The following is a 24,367-nucleotide window of genomic DNA, read 5'->3' as shown; positions in this document are numbered from 1 at the left end:
TTCATTTTTTTATGGTCACAATCAAGTATTGCATATAATTGTATCACAATCATGATAATGATTTAGGATTGCTATATGATTAATAAATAATAGTTAACTTTTAACTCATATTTACAAAACAAGTCTGTTACAAGTTACTAACTTACGCCGCAGTATAGTAAACGCTTCGATCGCCCTTTAAAATCCCACCATACCATAAACCGCTTCGAGGAAACCGGACTCGTAAACTCTGGTTCCTTTTGATAGACACAACTCGACTCGAACAAGTGACCCCTACGATGTCAACGTAGTGCTCTAACCAACTGAGCTATGCGTCTGTCGATCGCTTCAATTCGTGACATTTTCCCAGACTATACTCAAAAGACATCTCCAATAATCAACTTGAAATCCTTGTACAGAGGTAGCTGAAGCTTAATTTTGGGAGATGTTTAATGCTCTACTTATCCCAATTGGATCGAGCAATTGCTCAATAGTCTGCACTAACATTTCCGGCTCAACCGGCTTGGAAAGATGCCTTTGAAAGCCAGCATCTAGCGCTTGCTGCTGATTGATGTCTCCGGCACAGGCAGTAAGTGCGATCGCGGGAATCAGTCCTCCCTGCTCTGTGGATAGTTGTCTGATTTGACTAATCAACTTATAGCCATCAATTTGTGGCATTCCAATATCAGCAATCAAAACATCTGGCTTAGATTCATTAAGTAGTTGTAGCGCATCTGTTGCTGAAGATACAGAGATCACGGTGGCTCCCGCTTGCTCCAAGATACATTGAACTAACTCTAAATTGTCTAGTTCGTCATCGACGGCCAGGATACATAATCTAGCCAAAGGTGAAGTGTGAGCATTGAGTGATAGATTGTCCTTGCGATCGCTGTGTGCATCATTGTTTCTGGCTAATAAGGGAAATGTGACAGTAAATGTTGTTCCCTGTCCTTCTACAAAACTTTCGGCTTTGACAGTTCCACCATGTAGCTCAACGACGTGACGCACGATCGCTAATCCCAGCCCTAACCCACCAAATGTTCTCGTAATACTGCTATCGGCTTGTCGAAATGTGTCAAAGACATAGGGAATAAATTCTGGCTGAATCCCTTTCCCTGTATCCCTGACTTGAATTTGAGCAGATGAATCAATCGTTTTTAGCTCAACTTCAACTCTACCTCCAGTTGGGGTGAACTTAATTGCATTGGCGAGCAAATTCCAGACAACCTGTTGCAATCGGGTAGCATCTCCTAACACATCGCCCACATTGAGTTCTAGCTGGGTGTTAATTTGAATGTTCTTCGCTTCGGCCGCTAAACTAACTGTTTCGATCGCGGCTTTAAGAGTTGTTTTCAAATTAATTGGAGTAGAGTTAAAACTCAGCTTGCCTTGCAGAATGCGAGAAATATCAAGCAAATCCTCAATCAGTTGAACTTGCAACTGCGCGTTGCGTTCAATCGTTTCGAGAGCTACCGCCGTTTTCCCAGAATCCAGGTTTCCCCTTCGCAGCAGTCGAGTCCAACCCACAATCGGATTCAACGGAGTTCGCAATTCGTGTGACAAGACAGCTAAGAACTCATCTTTAATTCGGTTAGCTGCTTCTGCTTGTTCCCGTGCTTGCGATTCTGACTCGTAGAGCCGTGCTCGGTCGATCGACTGCGCCGACTGCTGTGCCAGTGCCAAAACGAAACTGCGATCGCTCTCACAAAGCTGGGGAACGGTCGAAAAACCGAGCGATAGCCCACCAACGGCTTGTCCTTCAATCAACAACGGCACTGAAATCCAGGCTTCTGAACCAACCTTGGCATAAGCTTCGGCTAAATCAGGATAACGGGCAATTCGGTTTTCGATAGTTTCTAACCAAACAGGTTGCCCAGTTCGCACGGCTTCTGCCAGAGGATAGGGTGCATGAATTGAAAAACTGCGCAGAAATTCTCCTACGTGCTCGTACCCGATCGCTTGAATAATCTCCAGTTCGCTTGCCTTCTGGTTTAATACCGCAACCAAACCACAACTTGCTCCCAGTGCGGACATTCCCTGTTCAATAATCACCTGAGCCACTTGAGCCGAGGTTTGCGATTCAGACAAAGCTGTCATCACCGCCAGCAGTCGAGCCGTCCGGTTAGCAGCGAGTTCGGCGGCTAATTTCGCTTGTTGTGTTTCATTATAGAGACGAGCGTTATCAATGGCGATCGCTGCTCGCTGAGCCAAATCTTCAGCCAGAGCAATGTCTTCCAGGCAATAGCGGCGATCGGATTCAGTAAACACCAACGTAATGCTGCCCAACACGCGCCCGCGTGCCTGTAGCGGTGCAATGATGCAGGACTTTAACCCAACTCCACGTAAGATTTCCAGGTATTCAGCATTCGGCACTGCGGCAACTAACTGTTCATCGGTAATCTCAATTGCAATTTCAGCCTGTCCTGTTTGCATGACTTTAGCAATGCCATACCCATCATCGAGATGTCTGGGAAAGCGTTGAGCCAACTCCCAGCCAAACTTCACTTTTTCGGGATCTGAATGAGCCACCGCAACCCGATCGATCGTGCGATCGTCATTCAGCAGATCGACACTACACCAATCTGCAAAATAAGGAACTGCCAGTTTTGCAACGCTTTGGAGAGTTTGTTCATAATCTAGTGAAGAGGAAAGAACAGCACTCACTTGGGCTAAAAATGCTGATTGTTGTTGAGAATTCTCTGCTAAAGCACGGGCTGCCTGTTCTTGAACAAGTTGTACTCGTTCGTCTTCGGTTTGCTTGCGTTCAGTAATGTCGCTGAAAGCAGCAATGATGTTGATAATTTGTCCCTCTGGGTCAAACAAAGGGGAAGCATTAATCGAGAGAATCGTGCGAGTTCCATCGGCATGGCTAATGCCATGTTCAATATTATAAACAGGCTCACCAGTTTGCATCACCTTCGCAAACGGCAGTTCATCTTCTGGGAAAGGATGACCCTCCACGGTTGTAATGAACCAGGATGGATCGTTATAGCCTCGCTCCACAATGTCGCTGAGAGTCAATCTTAAAATCCTCTCTGCTGCCCTATTTGCCGCAATAATCTGTCCGGTAGAATCTAGAATGGTGATCCCATCAGGAATAGTTTGGAAGATGCTCGATAATTGCGCTTCACCCTCACGCAGAGCTGTTTCTGCCTGCTTGCGCTGTGTAATGTCGTGCATCACGACAACTGCACCCTGTTTTTCGCCGTTTGCGGCAATAATCGCCTGTCCAGTTGCTAACAGCATTCGCGCAGTTCCTTGCTGCGGAACAATCATCATTTCCACATCACGAACGTTCTGTCCTTGGAATGCCTGAAACAGGGGAATATCCTCTATATTCATGCGTGTTTTGCCGTCGGACAAATACAAGTCATAATATTGGGCCCATTGAGCCGCTGGAACTGGCTGCTGAGGTAATCCATGAAAATCTTTAGCTGCTTGGTTAAATACCGTCAATATGCCATCGGCATCGCAAGCCACAATGCCAGCTTGAACGTTGTTTAGGATTGCTTTCAAAAAGTCCTGTTTTTTCTGAAGAGTGGCTTCCACCTGCTGGCATTTAGCGATTTCGGCTTTCAATTGTCGATCGACTTCAGATGTTTCAGTAGTATCTTGGAAGTAAATAAGTAAGCCATCTTCACTCTTGATGAGGCGAATTCTCAACCACTTGTTGAGTGAGGGGTAGTGTTCTTCAAACTCGATTGCAGTTGGCGTGGCGATCGCTTGATGACAATACTTATATAGCTCAGAGGTAAGATCGACCGAAAATACAGTCCATATATTTTTGCCTATCAGGTGTTGTCGGTTCCTGTTTAAAAGCTCCTCTGCTTTATGGTTGACATAAGTGCAGTGCCACTCTGAATTAATAGAAATAAAGGCCTCAGCCATACGATCGACTATCACCGCAAATCGTGCTTCAATTGCTTGGCAGTCTGTACATAGCTCTTGAGAAAAATTTATAGTAAGCTCTTCTCGATCATTCAAGGAGTTTGTACGTTCTACATTCATTGCGGTTAGTCCTGCCTATTTACCTATTCTGCCAGTTATTGTTAGGGAATCAAGATATAGTATGCCCAAAACCTCAGCCATTCAGTGTTTAAGCCAAGGGGCGATCGCAAATCATGGGACAGCACCGCTAAAAATTCGTCTTTAATCCGGTTAGCGGCTTCTGCTTCGGCTCGTGCAAGGCGATCGTGTTCTAAAAGTTATTCTTTTTCTTGTTATGCTTGCTTGCGCTTTGTTCACGGATGGGGATGGTGCCTACGAGAATCGGGCTAGCGTTTCTTTAACACCGAACTCATGCAAACTATGCAACTGCTCAGCAACAGCCTCGACGAAACGTGGCAACTCTACTAAATCTCTGACCTAGACATATTCTGTCATTCCTAATTGAGAATGCCAAATCTAGCAGTTTGGTTGTAGAAACAAGTTTTAGAAACAACAAAACCCGCTTTTTGGGCGGGTTTTAGGTATGGACACAACTGGACTCGAACCAGTGACCCCTACGATGTCAACGTAGTGCTCTAACCAACTGAGCTATGCGTCCTCACGAATTCCTAAATTAGCACAACCTTCGATCGCCTGTCAAGCATAAATATGAGATTTGTTCGGCGGGCACTTTTGACATCGCCCCTAATGCCCAATCCCCCGCCAAATCTTCACAGTTCGATCGCCCGCACCGCTAGCCAAACTCCCCCCATCAGCACTAAACGCCACCGACAAAACCTCCCCCCCGTGGCCGGTCAGAATTTCCAGCAAACCCCCCGTACCCGCATCCCACAAATAAATCGTGCCATCCCGACTCCCCGTCGCCAAAACCCGACCATCGGGACTGAACGCCACACACAAAACATCTCCAGAATTGTCCCTCATACTCCGCAACAGCGTCCCTCGCCCCTGTGCATCCACCCGCCACAGCTTCGCCGTACCATCCCGACTCCCCGTTGCCAAAATCAATCCTTCTCCTACTCCCCCCCTTACCAAGGGGGGGCTGGGGGGGGTCTGACCGGCAGGGGAGTTGGGGGAGTTCGCAGCAAAAACGATCGCCCGCACCCAATCCCCGTGCTCGGCCAGAGTACAAATCGATCGACCATTTTGCCAATCCCACAACTGCACAGTCTTGTCCCGACTGCCACTAGCCAAAAACTCCCCGCCAGCACTAAAAGCCACCGCCTCCACCCCGCCAGCGTGACCAATCAAAGCCGACATCCGCCTTCCCTTATTCAAATTCCACAACTGCACAGTTTTGTCCCGACTGCCGCTAGCCAAAACCTGACCGTCCCGACTGAAAGCCACAGCATAAACCCTGTCTTCGTGACCCCGCAAAGCGTACCACCACTTACCCTTATTCAAATCCCAAATTTGAATTGTTTTGTCCCGGCTACCACTAGCCAAAGTCGCCCCATCAGGACTAAACGCCACACAAGTCACCCAGTCAGAATGACCCGTAAGAGTGTACCACCGCTTACCCGCATCCAACTTCCACATCTCGATGGTCTTGTCCTCACTGCCGCTAGCTAAAGTCGCGCCATCTGGACTGAAAGCTACCGACGTAACAGCATTAGAATGCCCTACCAGAGTATGAACACACCTCCAAGTAGGCGCGCGTGCGGGCACAACCCGCTGCATCGGCGGCACAGGTAAAATTGTGCCTGCAAGCGTTGGCGGCACTGCATTCTGCACCACAGGCATCCTCTGCTGCACGGAAATAGCAGGGGCCGCCGGAGTCGGAACCTGCACCGCCGACTGCTGCGGCTGCAAATCTTTCAATACCTCAGCTACTGATTTGTAGCGGCGACTGAGACTTGGTTCGATCATTTTGTCGAGGATGCGACTTAATTTGGGATCAATTGGAACCTTCAAAAAGTCTCGCCAAACCCAAACATCTTGATTGATATCGAACAAATCAAAAGGAGATATTTGAGTCAGCAAATAAAGGCAAGTTACTCCCAAACTATATAAATCACTGGCATAAACCGCTTGACCTCTAATTTGTTCCGGCGCGACGAATTCGGGTGAACCGATGACTGTACCGGTTTCTCTCAAACCCTCGACAACCTTTGCAGCGCCAAAATCAACTAAAACTAATTCCCCGGTTAATGTGGGGTAAGTATAAATTATGGGAGTTTGAGAAATGCGGCGGCGGATAATATTGGGAGGTTTAATATCTCGGTGAATTACACTGCAATCGTGCACGAACTGCAATACTGGCAATAAATCCTTCAGCAGACTGAGAATCTGGCTTTCGCTGAAAGGCCCAGCCCGCGCCAACTCTTGCTGTAAATTCTGACCTTCTATAAATTCCTGTACCAAATACTGATAGCGTTCCTGCTGAAAGTGCGCCAGCAGTTCGGGAATTTGCGGGTGTTTCCCCAACTCGTCCAGCCGCACCGCTTCTCGGTTGAATAATTCTGCTGCTTTTTCGCTGCTGCTGGTACCTTGGGATAGGGGGAAAAACTGTTTAATTGCACAGCGCGGTTTTGAGGGTTTGTCTTCGTCTACTGCTAAAAAAGTGCGGCCGAAACCGCCGCGCCCGAGGGGTTTAATGGCGCGGTAACGCTCTCTCAGCAACAGTTTGGAGCCGCAATTCAGGCAGAATTGGGTACGATCGGCATTTTGCGGGTTTTGACAGGTGGGGTTTAGGCAGTAACTCATAACTGAAGCGAGAAGGAATCAGCAGCATCTTTCTATGATACTGAGGCAAAAGGGCGATCGACTCTCGCGTTACAATTATAGTCCTGGACGCACGGGCAACAATAAACCGGGTTTTTTACCAAAATATTTGCTTCAAACTTTCAATCTGGGTTCAAAAACCCGGTTTCTTTGTTCGGGTGCATAAGTCCTAAATTAGAAATAAAACAACTAAAGTCATGACTGCAAACTGGTTAGTAGTCATGACTTCCGTCCTCATAACTTAAGATGTCGCCTTAACTTTCAGAGCATACTCTTTAAACCTTTCCAAGTCAGCCATAAGAGTCGATTCAACTACTCGCGCTAGAAATGAATTGTCCATCAATTTTGCCAGCCAGCCGGGAACTCCATAAGCTACTGTCAGTTTGACAATGCTGCTGTTTTTGCGATCGTAAAATCTTACCGCACCCCGATTTGGCAAACCGTCTACCGATTCCCACTGAATTATCTGATTCGGCACTAATTTGAGAATCCGAGAAAGCCAGCTAAATTCTAACCCGCCAGTTGCGAGTTTCCAGCGCGATAATTCCGGGTTGTCTTCGAGAACGCGAACTGATTCGATCCACTTCATCCAGCGCGGCATTTGCTCTAAATCTGACCAGAGTTGCCACGCTAATTCGATGGGAATTGCTACTTCTACTTGGACGCTGTGTTCTAACCAATCAGTCATGCGATTTTAGATTTTAGATTTTAGATTTTAGATTGAAGAATTGTTTCTTTCTTGTTTTCTTTTTACCAGGCTTTGCCTGGTAACGCAGATCCAGAGGCTCTGCCTCGCGTTTTCCTAAATACTGGAGGCACAGCCTCCTGATAGGCATTCCCAGGCAGAGCCTGGGAATGAGAGAAAACGAGACAGGACTAAGGACTAATGACTGTAAGCTTCGAGAATTGCCTTAGCGGCTTGATGGCCTGAAAGTGTCGCTCCTTCCATACTATCAATGTAGTCTTGCTGAGTATAACTTCCTGCTAGAAAGAAATTGGCGATCGGAGTTTTTTGAGCAGGGCGGAAAACATCCATTCCCGGTGCTTCGCGATACAAAGATTGAGCGAGCTTAACTACACTGTACCAAGTCATGTTTAATTCCCGCGCTGACGGAAATAAATCCTGAACTTGCTTAAGTACGTGTTGGGCGATCGCCTCATTACTTTGTTTAATAAACGGATCTCCCGGTGTCAGCACCAACTGCAGCAGCGAACCTTGTCCTTCTTGATAATAATCCTTGGGACTTGTCAGTGCCAAATCTGCAAAACAAGAAAAATCTGCATCTGCTGAATATAGCAAATTATCGATTCCTACAGCGTGGCTTAACTGTTTGCGCTTGGCTTCGTCTTCCAGTTCCGTTACCCAACCGTCGAACCGCAATTGTACTGTAGCAACTGGCACCGCATCTAACTTATAAATGTTGTCAAATTCCGACCATTTGCGCCAAGCTGGGGGCAATATTTTCTGAATTCCTGGCACGTCGCAGGCGAAAACGTAAGCGTCTGCGGTAATCTTTTCTTCTGTTTCGCCGTTAGCTACTACCAAGCCTGTCACGCGGGTTTCTTCGCCTTCTTGAAACTGAATTTCTCGGACTCTGCGCCGCGTGTAAATTTTTGCTCCTTTCTTTTCCAAATATTCCACAATTGGTTTGTGCAAATATTCGTTGGGAGAACCGGCCAGCATCCGCATGACAGAGGCTTCGGTTTTCGATGCAAAGAATTGAAATATTGTCAACATACACCGGGCAGAAATATTTTCAGTGTCGATAAAACCCAGTGCGTAGGCGATCGGATTCCACATTCTTTTGAGCGAGTTTTGGTTGCCACCTTGGCTGCGGAACCAGTCAGCGAAGCTAATTTTATCCAAATCGCGAATAGTTTTCATTGCCCCGTCAAAGTCTATCAAACCCCGGACGATGGGGCTAGTTCCCAGGGCGATCGCATTTTGAATTTTGTCTTGTACAGATAGCTGGGATGTAGTAAAAAACGCCTTCAATCCGTGCAAAGGAGCACCCACGGGAAAGCGAAAATCCAAAGAACCGATTTCGCCGCCTCGATTGATAAAAGTGTGGACGTGTTCTTTGAGGAGCAAATCGTCAAAAGCCCCCACTTTTTTCATGAGGGCAAATAAGTTATAATAGCAGCCGAAGAAGACGTGCAAACCCATTTCAACGTGATTGCCGTCTGGATCTACCCAACTGCCAACTTTGCCGCCGACAAAGGGCCGGGATTCAAAAATTTCTACTTCGTGGCCAGCATCTACTAAATCGACTGCTGTGGTCATTCCAGCCAGTCCCGCACCTGCGATCGCAACCCGCATTTTACCTATCCTTTACAGTATTTTTACAAATTGTAACAAAATTTAGAATTTCCGAAACATTCAAAGTTCATAAATGCCGATCGACACTTGTATAGCCCTCTGAATTCTTGCTAGAACATCGGCACTAATGTGACCGTAAGGGCCTTGTTCTAGGAATGTCTGCCGCAAAGCAGAAACGTTTTCACATACAGCTAGAGAATCAGCTTGCAATCCTCCCTCACCCGCAGGAATCAAGACACGAGTAGGATTTTCTACTCCTGCAAGGTTACTTGTGAAAGGAACAACAATTACAGAATCGGTCAACTCATTGCGGATATCGGGAGAAACCACAACTACAGGTCTTTTTTTGGTATCTCCTAACTGACGCAAAGCTCTTGAAAGGTAAATCTCACCTTGGCGGGGATAAGTTTTCGCTGTTGAGTTAGAGTCCATCACCGATCCATGCTTCTTCTATCTGTTCCTCTACAAAATTAAACCACTCTTTTTCATCCTCAATATCTTCTTGGCTGCGGTTTTGATAAAAATTCCGCAACTTATCTTCTATTTGCTTAGCGTACCAGAGACGGAGAGCTTGTTCGATCGCCTCCGTCCAATTATCAGTAAGCTGGTCTATTTTATCAGCTAATTCACCATCAAGTGAGACTAACACTTCTCGCTTTTGAGTAGAATTTGACATAATCATTCTCCTGAATAATTTAAAAACTACTGTGCGCTGCGGCGCACCTTACAAATTACTTTGACCTCTTCCTTCTCACAACAGTAAACAGTCAACAGTCAACAGTCAACTAACTTTAAAACATCGGCATCAACTGAAGCGGCCCAATTCCCAACTCTTTAGCAGAAACCCAGCGCACCTCAAGCAAAGCAACCATATCCTTAAACTGAGGCTGACCGCGAGAAGCACCCATCAACCCTTTAGCAATAATCAAACCGCACCAACCGTTCGTTAATTTACAGCGGCGATCCCACTTTTGGCGAGCTTCCTGATGCACCGGATCGTTTTCATTAAACTCCCCAAACAAATACAGATCCCCATTTTTAGTTTGCAAAATACCCAAGTCGTATTGCTCATCCTGAAAAGGATTTTCGCCCGGATTAAAACCAATTGCCTTCACCCCTCCAGCTTCTTTCAAATCCTGGATCATCGTTTTCGCCTTCGGATGAGAAGTTTGGATCATCACCACCGGTAAACCATCTCCGGCGGTATTAATATCACTTTCTGCACCTTGGTGAAACTGGACACTTGCCCGCAGGAACTCTACGGTTTCCCAAGGTACGGCGCCGAGACTCAAAAATGAATTTTGCGGCACCAAATCGTCCCGCAGCAGTGGCATTTCAAATTCATCATCATCGTCATCGTCGTCGTCATCACCGAGCATCTGTAATAATTCGTCGGACACATCGGGCATTGTCGAAACTTTAACGGATACCTGTTGAATTTCTCCGTCAGACTGCGGAACCGGGATGCGGTAGCGACTGTTGAGATTGGGAAACGTCTCTGCTCCCAATTTCCGGCGGCCGTTGCGGAAAAAGCGGTGAAATGCTTCGAGAGCAACTAACATCGTGAGGGCTTCTTCTTCGTAAAGAATCGATCGCAATCCTTCTAAAGGATGCAGGTTGCCAAAATTTGGTTCAATTTCCGATGGAGGCAAATCGGCTAAATCAATTTCTTCTTCGTCGTCCTCATCAATATCTGTGGAACTTTCAAAGGTGAGAAACAAACAGTCTTGCCCTAAAAAAGCCTGTTCTAAATCTTCAAAAGATTCATCGTTGACGACTCGTTCTCGAAACCGCTTCAAGGATTCTAGAGAGCGGTACAGTAAAACTCCGTAATCCATTCTGCCTTGCCCCAATACGGACACGTAGAGGCTGGCGACATCCCACTGATTGATTTCAATAGATATAATTTGGTGTTCGCTCAAAGTCCGCCACGGAGCATCTTGCCAAATTTGAGCAGCTTTTTCCATTAAAACTTCAGCATACTGAGGGGGCAACTCAGGAGGTCTGTTGATCGCGACCTCTTCCATGCCGCGAAATATTTCGTCAATTAAGGGCAATTCCGGCACGTAGTCAATGGAAATGCTTAAATCTTGAAGTACGCCCCGCAGATAAAATTGAATTTCTCGGTTTTTGACTACTATTTTTTGGGGCCGACCTGCGGGGGCCGGACTTTGGGGATGTTCCATTGCCCGTAGCAGGGCCCGGACGATCGCCTCTGGGCCGGCATCTGGGCCTACCATGTCCATAGCCCTCACGACGCCTTCGGAGCCATCGACCCAGAGAATGCACTCGCCACCAGCTTCGAGAACGTCATCGTCATCTATCATCAGGTGCGAGTCAGCATTAGATAAGGGTCGGCGATCGCCCTCCCACACGCTGGGAATTTGAGGTAAGTTTTGTAGCCGACGAAGAGTAGTGCGATTCAGCGCTGCCATAGAGTAAGCCCGTTGGGTGAAGCATTGTTGCGGTGCCGGTAGCCGGTCAACCGCTGCTTATCAATCATAAACCCTATAGGGGGAGAGGACATCGAGCTTGGGAACGAGGCCCCACGGGAATTAAAAATTAGAAGCTAAAAATTCTGCCTTCAGCATCTAACCCAAGGCCTTCTGGCGAATGCCTGTACAATGGAGGCATAAGATTAAACTCTTAGCATTAGACAATCTCAGGAGTTCGGCAAATTATGACTCAAGCCACTTCACAAAAGCGTGGAATTCAAATGACGGACTCTGCTGTCCGTCAAGTTTTAGCTCTGAGAGAGAAGCAAGGTAAAGACCTCTGCTTGCGGGTAGGGGTGCGCCAGGGCGGCTGCTCTGGTATGTCTTACGTGATGGATTTCGCAGATCCCAGCACTGTGAAATCCGACGATGAAGTGTTCGACTACGACGGTTTTCAGGTAGTTTGCGATCGCAAGAGCATTCTTTATCTCTACGGTTTGGTTCTCGACTTCAGCGATGCTATGATCGGGGGCGGCTTTCAGTTTACTAACCCCAACGCAACTCAAACTTGCGGCTGTGGCAGTTCTTTTTCTACATAAATTGGAAAATAGAGCATTGGGGATTGGTAATTGCTAATTGCTGAGAATGCCTCGGACTGCCTTGTTGCGTCCCGCACCCCATGCTCTTTTCCATCTAAAATCTCAAATCCCAAATCTAAAATCGAATGACCCCTGAAGAATTGTTTAAAGACGGTTTCGATCGCTACCAAGCTGGCGAAGCCCCGGCTCATCTGATCCCCGTGTTTAAAGAAGTGTGCGAGAAAGCTCCCAAAAATGGCAATGCCTGGGCTAGCCTCGCGTGGCTCTACCTGTTAGAAAATAAAGCTGCATCGGCTCAAAAGGCAGCGAAAACAGCCGTTAAATTGAACCCTCACGACCCCCAAGCTCGCATCAACCTAGCAGTAGCAATCCTCGAACTCAAAGAAAAAGGAGTGCGCCCCCATGTAGAAGTGGCTCAGCAACTCCTGATGGCTTCCGAAGAGTTGCTCGACGAAGTTAAAAAAAATTTTGAAGAAGGATTAAAGAGAAAACCCGACTGGAAGAGTCTCGCCCGCGTTAAACAGTGGCTTCTGGAGCCGTAACCGCGCAAACAAGTCGATTTTGAGGCGGGGATCGACGAAAGTGGCTTTGCGGTTTATTACGATGTCGTAATAAATCAATAAATAACTTTATGGAAAACTCAGAAAGTCAGTGCTAGTATTTGAAAACTTAGACGATTCACAAATCCGCTCAGCGGTTTTCAGATTTTACTACGATAATACTAGGAGTTGTAAAAACATGAGCAATGACAGCCACGTTAACATCAAACCAGCAACCCGCAACCACAAAGGTTTCTTTATTCAGCCCGCTTCTTACAAATTGATGAGCATCGATAAATCCGGCTGGGCGTTGATTTGTATGGACAAAGCAGTTTGTCACTATGTAGATCCTGATGATTTGCAATTGCCGAATAAATCGGGAATGTCTGAAGGTTAATTCTGAAGTTTTGAGAGACTTTAAGATGCTTTATTTGAGTAGCTGCCCTCCATTGAGGGCAGCATCTTTTTTTGGTCAGGAAAAAGTCCGGTAACAAAGCCGTGTACGGATTTAAGGGATAGAAGGAATTAAGGAAGAATTGCCGATTACAAATTAGCGATTACAAATTCCCTAATTGTTAGATTTGAAGGCAAAAAGCATCTCCAACTCAGCAGTTGTCGGTTGTGTCGAAGCTGTGGCTACGCTAACTCCTCGGAGAGAATTCAGCAATTCAGCGACCGGCGGCGAAACTAAATTTGGCTGTACTGCGAGCAAATATTGGTTAGCCCAAGACATGGTTTTTTCCATATCTATATAAAAGTAACCTTGGTTGGCTTGCGGTAAAGAAGTAGCGATCGCCTGAAAACTCGGACTGCTGCTTAGCGGTTGCGGTGGCATCGAAGTAATCACATCGACTAAAGGGCCGCCGAAAGCAACAAACACAGAATTTTCATTCAGCCAACCGTGTCCGAATAAAGTGCCTTGCTGGGGTATTTGCCACTCCGTAACTTCTTTGCCTTGAACTTGTCTGGGGGCGACACTGACTGTAGGATTGCTTTTGGCGATCGCATCGAGTTTTTTCAGAGTTGCTTCCGCGGCCGGGCGATCGCTCGTTTCAAAAATCATCGCCGCCCCCATCCCCAACTGAGACAAAATGCCTTGATTGGAACCGATCGCCCCGATCGCAAATTCCCCATTCATCCAACCAAAAACATCCCGATCCGCATCCAAATCCAACCGCTTAAAACTATCCCTCACCTGCTGAACTCCCCTGTCAACTTCCGGGCTATCTTTTGCCTCAGCGGTTGCTTGCGACCAAATTTTATCGATTCCCTTGCCGCCGACTAAAGCAATAGTTTCATCCGGAAATCTGGGCAACAATTTCGATGCAAATTGTGGATTTTGCTGGACGAGTTTAGGGTCTAACTGAGCAATAGTTTTTACCCTCAATCCCTCACTATCCGCCCCAATTCCCGCAACCAAAGACTTGACTTGTTTGAACTGCGAAAACACTGTCCAAGGCAACTGGATATCTGCGGGCAAATTAGCTTTCAATTGCTCAATTGCCGCCGGATAGTCAGCAATATAAACAGTTGCGATCGGATTCTTGACACCAGCACTCTCTGCAAAAAACTTAGTTGTGCTCTGCTGGGTGGCGAGGGAGGGTTCTCCTTTAAAAGTATCGATCGCCAATTCCACAGGCTTTTTCAAAGGAGCCATCACTAATTGGTCGTTCAGCAAAGCCACACTGTAGCGCTTGCCAGTTGGCTCTGCAATCTCATAAAGTTTAACTCCCTTATACTCGGTTTCTTGAGTAGTTGCACCGGGCTGAGATTTTAATTTATTAGCAAAATTCCAAGCGCTAATTTTATTTTTCACACTGACTATTACCAGCAGTTTTGGAGGCTCTGTATTTGCCGCAGTATCAGGGGGCAGCAAAGCGACCATCACCCCCCCCAGCCAAGGCTTTAAGTCCCTGTCAAAGTCGATTTGAGTGCCTGCCAAGCTTTGTTCTTGAAAGGCCTTCAAACCCTGACCGACCAACTTTTGAGCCCCAGGGGTGCCAAATCGCTGCAACTTTGACAGCGCTTGGGGATTGGGGGAGATAAACGCGGCCATCATTGCTTCGTCGGGCACAACTTTGGCGCTGTCTTGAGGGTTGGATACTTGTTGGCCCAAACCCTGGAAGTAAAAGTAGACCCCAGCGCTACCTGCTGCGGCGATGGAGGCAGCAATTAGAAGCTTTGATTTTTTTGCAGGCATGGTTTGTGTTCCTCGTGTCCCATATCAGTTTAATCAAAATACAGAAAGCTTGTGGGGAGGCGATCGAGGCTGCTCTTTATTTTTGTATAATTCAAAACAAGTTTGGACGATCGTCTAAACTACTGTTGATGTGCATTGCGGGTAAAAAATGAAAGTAGCGATCGCGGGAGCAACGGGATTTGTAGGTAGCCGACTGGTGGAAAAGCTGCAAGCTGCGGGACATCAAGTTGTGGTTTTGAGCAGGGATGCGGCGAAGGCTGGGCGAGTTTTTCCGGCTTCAGCTTATCCGAATTTGCAAGTTGTCGCCTATACTCCTGCCGAGTCTGGTGATTGGCAAAAGTCGATCGCGGGCTGCGACGCTGTTGTCAATTTAGCAGGAGTTCCGATTGCGGAGGAAAGGTGGACGGAGGCGCGCCAGCAAGCAATTCTGGACAGTCGCAAACTGACGACGGCAAAATTGGTCGAGGCGATCGTCAATGCTAATCCTAGACCATCTGTGTTGGTTAGCGCATCGGCGATCGGCTATTACGGAACCAGCGAAACCGCTGAGTTTGACGAAACTAGCCCTGCGGGAAACGATTTTTTAGCAGCAGTGTGCAAAGACTGGGAAGCAGCCGCCCAACCTGCAAAAAATGCGGGAACGCGGCTAGCAATTTTGCGGTTGGGGATAGTTTTGGGAATGGGAGGCGCGTTGGCAAAAATGCTGCCACCTTTTAAACTATTTGCAGGCGGGCCGATTGGGACAGGAAAACAGTGGTTTTCTTGGGTTCATCGCGAGGATGTGGTTGATTTAATTTTGTACGCTTTGCAAAATTCGCAAGTTGAAGGCGTTTTGAATGCGACAGCACCGAATCCGGTGCGGATGAATGAATTGTGTCAAACTTTAGGGGAAGTTTTAAAGCGGCCTTCTTGGTTGCCGGTGCCAGGTTTTGCTTTAGAAATGCTTTTGGGAGACGGGGCAAAACTTGTTCTGGAAGGGCAGAAAGTGTTGCCGAAACAAACTTTAGCTAGTGGTTTTCAATATCAATATCCGACGCTGAAATTAGCACTGGCAGAGATTTTAGCAGGTAATTAAATCCTTCGTCCCTAGGGGCAGAACCTGCCGAATATTAGTTCGATACTCATAGCGGTAAGGTGCGCAGTGCGCACCCTACAGATATAAATTCTACGTCCAGGACTGTTTACCAGAGTCAGCCTCAGTTATCTTATCTTTTCTTTTTTCTCTTCCTCTGCGTTCTCTGCGCCCTCTGCGGTTCATTAAAAAAGAAAAAATTTATGAACAAAGAAGAAGTGGCAGCCACCTTTAAAATTCCCGCACAGCTTCCGTCTCCGGCGCCGAAAAGTTGCTGAAGCAGACTATGATGCGATTTTTGCTAGTCGCGATTCCCTTGGGGATAGCTTCGCTTCACGCATTGTTCTCCCGAACGATATTCAAGCAAACCAGTATGGGATAAGATTTCCTGTTATTGTTGACGGCACTACTATTAAGTTCGAGATGGTTTGTGAAGGGCGAATTGAGTTTGGCGAACCCAATTATCCAAGTTGGTCGCCTGTTCCTTGCTTGAATCAAATTGATAGTATAGCAGAAAAGTTGTTGGCAAATGCGGATCGATGGCCGAGCGATCGGGTAAATTCGAGAGATTTAATCGACTTGGCAATGCTCAGGTTGGCGACTCCGATTCCCCAAGAGGCGATCGACAAAGCTGAAGCAGCTTATCAAGTTATGGAACCGCTCGATCGAGCGATTCAGTATTTCCAAAATCGTCCCGATTATCGGGAAAAATGCTATGAGGTTTTGAGTATCGCACAGCCAAATAAAGTTATTGACGGTATCGATTTACTAGCTAAAGATTTAGGGAGGGAAATAACAGCCAGGACATTTAGCGAGACTATAAAAAATGTTGATTAATAAGTGGTCAGTTTCTAGGCGAAACTGACCACTTATTACCCACAGTCAGGACACGGCAGTGCCGTTTCCCTACAATTAATCGGGCGATGGTTACATCTCTGATGGAGTGTTCGTGATTATTTTGGGGTAGGGAAACGGCATTGCCGTGTCCGACCTTGCCGTGTTGTCGATGGTTATATCCGATCGCACTCAGAGGGCAATTTCATCATCGAATCCGGTTGATTTTACCAGTTATATCAATTCCGCGCTTCATCGTCTTGGTAGAATCGAGAAGGGCAGTGAACAGTCAACCATCATTCTGTTTTTCGACTGACAGTCAAGAGTGAACAGTCAACAGTTATTCCGGTGCAACCGGAATTGATCTCACTTATTTCTCAGCAAGAATCCCGTAAATTTCCCGTTTAACTTGTTCTAAAAGCTCGCGCACCCGATTGATTCGCTCAACATTGCCACTGCGAGCAACTTGCATCACAGCAGCAGCTAATTCTGTTGTCACATTCCGCAACTCAATAAACTCTTGGGGCTTACCCATCATTACGGTTTTGAAGGCATCCCAAGGAGAGCCTGAATTTTCCTGTTGGGCACGCTCAGCCAAGAGTTGTCTGCCCTCATCAGTAATCGTGTAAATCTTCTTACCGCCTTCCTGTGTGCTGCTTAGATAACCACCGTCCTCCAGCATCTGGAGTGTTGGATATACTGAGCCGGGACTGAGACGACGGAAACCGCTATTGTGGGTTTCCATTTTTTTGATCAAATCGTAACCATGAGCGGGGTGTTCGGATAACAATTCCAGCAGGATGAACTTGATGTCACCCCGACGAGTCCGGTGTTCATCTCCCCACCCGCGACCAAATACTTCATCGCCAAAGTGCTTGCCGTGATGCCCGCGATGAGGCGTGCCACGATCCTTGCCGTGCTCAAACCAATGACTGATAAACGATAGATCCTCTTCACTGACTCCTGCCGATACAAGCGCCGGAAAGTGGAAACGAAAGCGTCTAAACATATGTGAATCCAAAATCAACTTTCTCTAATATACGACATATCGCGATATATCGGTATTGTTCAAAATTAAGATTTGTAAAGATATGCTGTGCTTCTGTTTTAATGTGCTCCCCCTGCACTAGATCGCACTGCTACGAGTCAGGCGACGGATTTGGGCCTTAAATACGGCAAATCCGATCGCGGCGATCGTCAAAAACCCTCCGACGATCGCATAGACTGCACCCAAGCCTACTGCCTTTGTCAACGGCCCAGTCACGATCGGAGATAAAAATTGTCCCAGAAACATCGCCGTAGACAAACCTCCCAGCGCACGTCCCCTCACCGCTTCCGGCACAGCGGCACTCAGCCAAACCGTCATGTTAGGGATCAAAATTCCCAGTCCCATCCCGGAAATAGCCAACCCAGTCAATACCTGCGCCCAGTTGGCGGATTGACCGATTAACAGATAGCCGATGCCCATCAACCCAAAAATTAAGGGCAGAAACGTGACAAACTCCATGCGCTGTTTGAATTTGCCATAGGTGAGGGATGCGATCGCACTGAATAGCGTACAAATTGCGATCGCCATCCCACTTTGTGAGGGGGAAGCCTGGACCAAAGTTTCCAAGAAAAAGGGCAATTGAACGGGAATCATATAAAAGGCAACTTGACTCAGCGTCGTCAACCCGTAAACAATCCCCAGAACCCCTACAGGCATGGACTTCGGCGGTGCCTCTGCAGTAGGCGCTTCTACTCCTGGGATACTAGCATCAGTCCGATTTGGTTCTAAAATAAACACCAGGATAAGTGGCACAATCAACCAGGCAAATAGGTAAATCACAAAAGGATAGCGCCAGTTTTGCTGTGCAAGTATTCCCCCAAAAGTCAGAAACAGCACGCCGCCCAAACCCATAAATCCCGCTTGCAATCCCATAAATGCTGCACGGGCGGGGCCCCTATAGTAGTCGGCAATTAAGGTGGTGGCTGTCACCATCACGCCTGCTACTGCCAAACCCAGAACAGCACGGCCCGCCAGAATTGCCGTCAAGCTATCCAAATAGAGTCCCGAACTGCCTGCTAACCCGTATAACAGGGTGGCGATCAGTAACAAGGGTTTGCGGCCAAAGCGATCGACAATTAACCCGGCAATGGGCGAACCAATCACAATAAATAGGGCGGGCAGGGTGATGATTAGTTTAACTAAAGTGGTGCGAGTATCGACATCGGCGATCGCGCTTTCAAAATGTTGTTTCATTGCCGGCAGTGCGGGAGAAACCGTGGCACCGGCCATCACTGTGAGGCTGCTGGCGAACAACAGGGTCATTTTGGTTGCCCAAGATTGTGGATTTTGCTGTGGGTGCGATCGGGGATTTGGGGGTGAATGTGACATCAGCTTTACTCGCTATTTCTCATCTCAATCTATCTCAAAATCTCAGTGCAGTTAACTTCATCGCCCCTCTGTACTGTAGCCAGCCGAATTTAGGCTAAATTTGCATAAACATCAAAATTTTTCATGATACCTTGTATTAAGACTTATAAACGTCAGTATCAATAGACTTCTCCGGAATCATTGTTGACTGTTGACTGTTGACTGTTGACTGATGACTCGGGGTCAAAAAAATGAAAATCCGCTCGTTCCCAGGCTCTGCCTGGTAACGCATATCCAGAGGCTCTGCCTCGCTCCTTCAAACAAATCATCCGACTCAAAAATCAATCAAATCAACTGGCAACAATCCATCCTGACCCATATAATTTCGATAACTAGAATATCTCCAACAAGCCGGATCGTCAACATAGCCGCGCCTAACAGGATTATTGTGGATATACTCCAATTTTTGCAACAGCATTGCCTCATCCAAAATAGCTTGCGGGTGGAACCCTTCTTGCCATAGCTGATATTTTTGGTCTTTTTTGTGTAGCTTTTTATAGAATGCGAGTTGATCGAGGATGTTGGTAACTTGATTTTTTTCAAGCAAGTCAATTATGGAGCGAGCTGTAAATGATTTAAAATTTCTCATTTGTGTTGACAATTCAGAAGAAGTTACGATTAAGTGCAAGTGATTTTCCATCAGGACGTAACCGTGTAAGGCTAAACGCTTCTCCCGTTGCATAAAACTTAAGGAATCTAAGACTATTTGTGCTATTTCTGCTTGACAGAAGACAGGAATCCAGTTGATAATTGTAGAGGTGACAAAGTGCGGTTGGTTGTCGGAATATATTACTTTGTATCTACTTCTTCCCATTGGGGCGATCGAGGGTTTGTTGGTGGTTTAGGGCGAGGCGGAGCCTCTGGATATGCGTTACCAGGCAGAGCCTGGGAACGAGGGATTTCCTGTTTAAATTCTCGCACGATCGTAATAATGGTGTCAATATAAAAATATTAATACTCATCTACAAACTGCTCGTGAACCCACAGAAATTCGCGGCGTCTGTTCTGCACCCGCACCAAGCCACCAAAACCAGGATCTTTTGCTTCTAGCAGGGCGTGTAATTCTCGCAAAATCGAGCCTTGGGCGCGGATGGCTGCTTCGCCCTGTTGCCAATCAGGGGCATCACTTTCGGTAGACAAATTAGTCGCTAAATCGCTTCCTTTCAAGGTAGACTCGATGCTTTTTTGTCCTAAATCGAGTTCCTCTTCAATCCCTTTGTAGGTGGCTTCATCTAGCATTAGCTTGGTTGCTGAGGCTGCGACAGGTAAGACTAGACTCAGAGTTCCGGTCAAGATTTTGAGATAGGGGGCTGCTTTGGTAAACCACTCGCGCGACACTTCCAATTCATAAACTCCCTTCTTCTTGTCGTTAGGATTTAAGGCTGGAAGCGGTTGACGAGAGTGTTCGCACCAGAGGGTAATTTGCAATTTTGTACTTATCCATTTTGGGCGATCGAAAAACTTTGGATCTACGGGCTTGAAACTGAACAGGCGCGGGCCATCTTTCGCTTCATCGGTCAGCATTTGCATTAGCGACGCAAATTCCTCATCGACTTTGCTGAGAATGATCCGCTGATCCTGAGACAATGACTCAAAACGTTCTTGACCTCGACGATCGAAAATCACTAAATCTTCGTGGACGATTTTTAGCTCGTCTTTGACAATATTTCGGAACTGCTGAATGCCGATTTCTTGCGATGGGGGTTGAGCAGTCGGCGCGTTATTCAGCAGACAATCGATGTTTTGCCATTCACCACAGCCTGAAATGGGACATGGATACTCATGACGATTCTTTTTTTTGCTCTCAATTAGTTTCTCAACCTCAAATAGCCCGTTTCCCGGCGCATTCTTACCGCAAGGCGCAATGCAGGGAACCATCACATTACATCGCAATCCTTCCCAGAAATTCTCGACTAGCCATTTAATTTCTTCCGTGAGATAAGACAAAAACCGTTCTGGATAAGCTGCCCGCACGGTAATTTTTACATCAGTGTTAACATATTCCAGCAATGCCCGACCGTTGTAGTCGTTGTCAAGCATCAAACCCCGTTGCCAATGGATACTTTTTTCGTAATTGCAGCGCCCCAGTGAGTATTTGTGCAAGCGCACAATCAACTTGTAAAACAATCCTTCTGCTACTGCAAGTTGTCCTCGATCGTCCACAATCCGGCAGATTTGCACTTGTTGTCTGTCTCCGGCTTCCGGTTGCTCTCCCCAATTGGGCAATTCGGGGCGTGTATCGCGTACAAGTTGAGCAATCAAGCTGGTATTGCTGGGTTTAGCTGGGTCGAGCACCACCCGGTAGGACAAATCGAAGCGTTCCATCAGCTTGAGAAAGATGGGATGTAGTTCTTGCGGGTAGCCACCCTCACCTGGAAACGGGGGATTACTCCATAATTCGCCCAGATGCTCAAAATCTACTAAACCGTTGCGGCGGCGGGTTGTTTCATCATCGAGTACGAAGCTAATTGCCTTTGCTAGCCAGTCGGGTTTGAGGATGACGATATCGCGCAGTATTGGATCGTAATCGTAATGGATCAAATACCCCAACCTATGGGAAATGCGAAGGAAAAGTTCTGCTTGTTCCTTATCGATTCCGTGTCGATGGCAGATGGCAAGGACATCATTGTAGGGCAGATAGGCTTTGTCGTTTGTCTGCAAGATTTCCCGCACTCGCTGCCACTTGGCGGGAACGGAACGTCCCATTTCGGGAAGAGATGCGGCGACACTAGCAATAGCTTTTTTTAATTCTGCCAGCCCGGTGCAGGAGTTCTGTGCGTCAGGTTTGCTGTCTATACGGAAGAAGTCAAGCACCATATCGCTGCCGAATCGATCCTGAATTTCCTGTCTGTCAATGTCGGGTTGTCGCTGTCCGGGGCCGCCGTGGGTGGCGACTACTAGCACCTTGGCATCCGGTGCGCGATGCTCAATCAAGGTAATCCACTCTTTGACAAAGCCCTGCTGGGGGCCTTCTCGCGGCTTCCACACCACCAGATACACGGCTGGTGCACTGAAAAACAACTGGTGCGTGGGTCGATAAACCGGTTGACCGCCAAAATCCCAACCATTGAGTGATATCTCTGTGCCACTGTCGGGATGGGTGACGATAACTGGCTTAATTTCAATGCCGTGAGTGGTGGGAAGACTTTCTAGCCATTCATCCTCCCGCAATGCCCGCAACAGACAACTCTTGCCTACCTCACCTTCACCGATCAAAATCAGTTTGGCTTCATTCAGGGTGATTTGTGCTTGTGCTTTTGCCCGCAGGTATTGCAAGACGGCTTTAGTGCCTTGCTTATAGGCAGCAGCGAGGTCTGGATTGAGAGGGTTGTTGCTGAGGTAAAGCCGTGGCAACGTGGTGAGGGATGCGATCGCCTCGGGCAGTTCCCTCAGTTGGTTATTGCTGAGGTTAAGCTGCTGCAACTGTCTGAGAGAGGCGATCGCCTCTGGCAGTTCCCTCAGTTTGTTGTTTTTGAGGTTAAGCAGTTGCAACTGGGTGAGCGATGCCATCGCTTCCGGTAGTTCTGTGAGTTGGTTGTTGTGGAGGTAAAGCGTTTGCAACTGTGTGAGGGAGGCGATCGCCTCTGGCAGTTCCCTCAGTTGGTTGTTGTGGAGGTTAAGCAATCGCAACTGGGTGAGGAATGCGATCGTTTCTGGCAGTTTCGTCAGTTGGTTGTTTTGGACGTAAAGCTGTTGCAACTGGGTGAGGGATGCGATCGTTTCTGGCAGCTTCGTCAGTTGGTTGTTGAAGAGGTTAAGCAATCGCAACTCGGTGAGGGATGCGATCGACTCTGGCACTTCTGTCAGTTCCATGTAGCTAAGATCGAGTGTTCTTGCTCCCTCTCGTCGTGCCTCTTCAATGCGCTGCTGTGCTTCCCGATAAGCCTCAGTTTCTAACATTGCCAATTCCTTGTTTTGATTTTTGTATATAAGTACGATCGCCTTTTGAGATGAAAGGGCGATCGCCAGACATGATTTGATTTTGAATATTGCTTAATCTCACTTCAAAATAACATCAATATTTTGTCGATCGTGAGGTTTGAGTAAAGGAGAGAAAGGAGGGTTTGTTAGAGGGTTAAGGCGAGGCAGAGCCTCTGGGAATGCGTTACCAGGCAGAGCCTGGGAACGAGCTAAACCTGGTTTTTGACTCCCCGCCCAAGCATCCTAAAAACCGGGTTTCTACGATTATTCTGGCATCTTCACGCCCGATTTTGTTAAGAAACCGGGTTTCTGAGCCCTGCGCGATCGTGAGCTTTGAGCAAACTCGCCGGATCGGGCCCAGCGGGGATAATGCAGCCGGGATTCAGCGGGAACAAATTGCCGTAATAATCGCGCTTCACAGCCTCCAAATCGCAAGTGCCAGCAACTCCCGGTAACTGGTACAAATCGCGCAGATAAGCTCCCAAATGCTCGTAATCTTGAATGCGGCGCACATTGCATTTGAATAAGCTGTAGTAAACGGCATCAAAACGGAATAGAGTAGTAAAAAGCCGCACGTCTGCTAATGTCACCCGATCGCCACATAGGTAACGACTCCTCAAGAGCGATCGATCTATCTCGTCTAAAACAGCAAACAATTCACTGCAAGCCGAGTCATAAGCAGCTTGAGATTGCGCGAAACCGCAGCGATAAACACCGTTATTCACCGATTGGTAAATCTTCTCATTCCACTCGTCAATTTGCGATCGCAAATCCAGAGGATAAAGATCCATTTGAGGATTGCTAGCAAACTCGTTAAACTCCGAGTTTAGCATCACAATAATTTCCGAACTCTCGTTATTGACGATCGTCTTTTTCGAGTCATCCCACAGCACCGGCACCGTACACCGCCCCTGATAGCCCGGTAAAGCCAACTGGTAAAGTTCCGGCATCGTGTTGCAGCCAAAAGTCTCCGACTCCATCACCCACATTCCCCCTTCCGAGGGATAGACAATAGACACCGATATCGCATCTTCAAGCCCTTTGAGCGCCCTCGTCACCAGAGTGCGGTGCGCCCAAGGGCATCCCGTACCCACGAAGAGGCGATACCGTCCCGCAGCGGGTTGGTGAAGGTTGTCTGGTGCTGTGCTGACAAAGTTGCGGAAACTGCTGCTGGGGCGAATGTATGCTCCGGTGCGATCGGGCGGCGCTAGTTTTGACATCATTAATTGCCACATTGATGTCCAGACAAATTTGCCGAGCTTGACTGTTACCGATGAAGGGAGCGATTTGTTTTTCACAATGCGATTAAAAGAGGTTTGCTAAACATAATCAGCTTATTTTAACTCACCTTGCGAAGTTTCTTCCCTCGTCCCCAGGCTC

Annotated in this window: 19 protein-coding genes and 2 tRNA genes; 6 read left to right on the top strand and 15 right to left on the bottom strand. The window is 47.3% G+C overall.

Going from position 1 to position 24,367, the window contains the following annotated elements; translation table 11 throughout:
* Window positions 1–243: 243 nt before the first annotated feature.
* From QUA20_RS25585 to QUA20_RS25545, 9 genes are all read right to left on the bottom strand, one after another.
* A tRNA-Val gene (locus tag QUA20_RS25585) sits at window positions 244–317 on the bottom strand.
* Between the two features lie 94 nt (window positions 318–411).
* The gene (locus QUA20_RS25580; RefSeq protein ID WP_333192298.1) at window positions 412–3,987 is read right to left on the bottom strand and encodes a PAS domain S-box protein; all 3,576 of its coding nucleotides are present in this window, start codon (window positions 3,985–3,987) and stop codon (window positions 412–414) included.
* Between the two features lie 464 nt (window positions 3,988–4,451).
* Window positions 4,452–4,525 (bottom strand) — tRNA-Val (locus QUA20_RS25575).
* Window positions 4,526–4,611: 86 nt separating this feature from the next.
* Complete coding sequence (locus tag QUA20_RS25570; protein ID WP_333192294.1) at window positions 4,612–6,633, bottom strand: serine/threonine-protein kinase; 2,022 nt, start codon at window positions 6,631–6,633, stop codon at window positions 4,612–4,614.
* Window positions 6,634–6,892: 259 nt separating this feature from the next.
* Window positions 6,893–7,339: an SRPBCC family protein gene (locus tag QUA20_RS25565; RefSeq protein WP_172187574.1), complete on the bottom strand. Its 447-nt coding sequence runs from the start codon at window positions 7,337–7,339 to the stop codon at window positions 6,893–6,895.
* A 195-nt stretch (window positions 7,340–7,534) separates the two neighbouring features.
* Window positions 7,535–8,971: a 9,9'-di-cis-zeta-carotene desaturase gene (gene zds, locus QUA20_RS25560; protein WP_333192290.1), complete on the bottom strand. Its 1,437-nt coding sequence runs from the start codon at window positions 8,969–8,971 to the stop codon at window positions 7,535–7,537.
* Between the two features lie 60 nt (window positions 8,972–9,031).
* Window positions 9,032–9,403 (bottom strand): type II toxin-antitoxin system PemK/MazF family toxin, encoded by a 372-nt coding sequence (locus QUA20_RS25555; RefSeq protein WP_333192305.1) that lies wholly within the window; start codon window positions 9,401–9,403, stop codon window positions 9,032–9,034.
* On the bottom strand, window positions 9,393–9,647 hold the full coding sequence (locus QUA20_RS25550) for a hypothetical protein (protein WP_333192288.1): 255 nt from the start codon (window positions 9,645–9,647) through the stop codon (window positions 9,393–9,395). The genes QUA20_RS25555 and QUA20_RS25550 overlap by 11 nt, the downstream gene beginning before the upstream one ends.
* A gap of 115 nt (window positions 9,648–9,762) precedes the next feature.
* Window positions 9,763–11,406, bottom strand: a complete 1,644-nt coding sequence (locus QUA20_RS25545) for a DUF6930 domain-containing protein (RefSeq protein WP_333192286.1) — start codon at window positions 11,404–11,406, stop codon at window positions 9,763–9,765.
* Window positions 11,407–11,651: 245 nt separating this feature from the next.
* Here QUA20_RS25545 and QUA20_RS25540 point away from each other — a divergent pair, with 245 nt between their 5' ends.
* The 3 genes from QUA20_RS25540 to QUA20_RS25530 all read left to right on the top strand — a co-directional run bounded on the left by QUA20_RS25540 (window position 11,652) and on the right by QUA20_RS25530 (window position 12,941).
* Window positions 11,652–12,005 (top strand): HesB/IscA family protein, encoded by a 354-nt coding sequence (locus QUA20_RS25540; RefSeq protein ID WP_172187584.1) that lies wholly within the window; start codon window positions 11,652–11,654, stop codon window positions 12,003–12,005.
* A gap of 125 nt (window positions 12,006–12,130) precedes the next feature.
* A complete protein-coding gene (locus tag QUA20_RS25535) occupies window positions 12,131–12,547 on the top strand; it encodes a hypothetical protein (protein WP_333192284.1) in 417 nt (138 codons plus the stop codon).
* A 196-nt stretch (window positions 12,548–12,743) separates the two neighbouring features.
* Window positions 12,744–12,941 (top strand): hypothetical protein, encoded by a 198-nt coding sequence (locus tag QUA20_RS25530; RefSeq protein ID WP_172187588.1) that lies wholly within the window; start codon window positions 12,744–12,746, stop codon window positions 12,939–12,941.
* A gap of 171 nt (window positions 12,942–13,112) precedes the next feature.
* On the opposite strand, the gene QUA20_RS25525 is transcribed toward QUA20_RS25530, so the two are convergent.
* Window positions 13,113–14,744 carry a DUF3352 domain-containing protein gene (locus tag QUA20_RS25525; protein ID WP_333192283.1) on the bottom strand — a complete coding sequence of 544 codons (1,632 nt, stop codon included), beginning with the start codon at window positions 14,742–14,744 and terminating at the stop codon, window positions 13,113–13,115.
* Between the two features lie 148 nt (window positions 14,745–14,892).
* Here QUA20_RS25525 and thyD point away from each other — a divergent pair, with 148 nt between their 5' ends.
* The gene (gene thyD / locus QUA20_RS25520) at window positions 14,893–15,819 is read left to right on the top strand and encodes a thylakoid membrane protein ThyD (protein WP_333192280.1); all 927 of its coding nucleotides are present in this window, start codon (window positions 14,893–14,895) and stop codon (window positions 15,817–15,819) included.
* 291 nt (window positions 15,820–16,110) lie between these two features.
* Entirely contained in the window at window positions 16,111–16,653 is a 543-nt protein-coding gene (locus QUA20_RS25515; protein ID WP_333192302.1) for a nucleotidyl transferase AbiEii/AbiGii toxin family protein, read from the top strand.
* A gap of 367 nt (window positions 16,654–17,020) precedes the next feature.
* Here QUA20_RS25515 and QUA20_RS25510 read toward each other — a convergent pair whose 3' ends face one another.
* The gene (locus QUA20_RS25510) at window positions 17,021–17,659 is read right to left on the bottom strand and encodes a PadR family transcriptional regulator (RefSeq protein WP_333192279.1); all 639 of its coding nucleotides are present in this window, start codon (window positions 17,657–17,659) and stop codon (window positions 17,021–17,023) included.
* 117 nt (window positions 17,660–17,776) lie between these two features.
* Window positions 17,777–18,961 carry an MFS transporter gene (locus QUA20_RS25505; protein WP_333192278.1) on the bottom strand — a complete coding sequence of 395 codons (1,185 nt, stop codon included), beginning with the start codon at window positions 18,959–18,961 and terminating at the stop codon, window positions 17,777–17,779.
* A gap of 5 nt (window positions 18,962–18,966) precedes the next feature.
* Here QUA20_RS25505 and QUA20_RS25500 point away from each other — a divergent pair, with 5 nt between their 5' ends.
* The gene (locus QUA20_RS25500) at window positions 18,967–19,125 is read left to right on the top strand and encodes a hypothetical protein (RefSeq protein WP_333192276.1); all 159 of its coding nucleotides are present in this window, start codon (window positions 18,967–18,969) and stop codon (window positions 19,123–19,125) included.
* A 215-nt stretch (window positions 19,126–19,340) separates the two neighbouring features.
* On the opposite strand, the gene QUA20_RS25495 is transcribed toward QUA20_RS25500, so the two are convergent.
* The 3 genes from QUA20_RS25495 to QUA20_RS25485 form a co-directional block, all read right to left on the bottom strand.
* Window positions 19,341–19,880, bottom strand: a complete 540-nt coding sequence (locus tag QUA20_RS25495; RefSeq protein ID WP_333130629.1) for an REP-associated tyrosine transposase — start codon at window positions 19,878–19,880, stop codon at window positions 19,341–19,343.
* Between the two features lie 137 nt (window positions 19,881–20,017).
* A complete protein-coding gene (locus tag QUA20_RS25490; protein WP_333192274.1) occupies window positions 20,018–22,966 on the bottom strand; it encodes a COR domain-containing protein in 2,949 nt (982 codons plus the stop codon).
* 314 nt (window positions 22,967–23,280) lie between these two features.
* Window positions 23,281–24,222 (bottom strand): glutathione S-transferase family protein, encoded by a 942-nt coding sequence (locus QUA20_RS25485; protein WP_333192301.1) that lies wholly within the window; start codon window positions 24,220–24,222, stop codon window positions 23,281–23,283.
* Between the last annotated feature and the right edge of the window lie 145 nt (window positions 24,223–24,367).

This window comes from Microcoleus sp. Pol7_A1 (assembly GCF_036701085.1).
GTDB classification, from domain to species: domain Bacteria; phylum Cyanobacteriota; class Cyanobacteriia; order Cyanobacteriales; family Microcoleaceae; genus Microcoleus; species Microcoleus asticus.
This window is presented reverse-complemented; position numbering and strand designations above follow the sequence as displayed.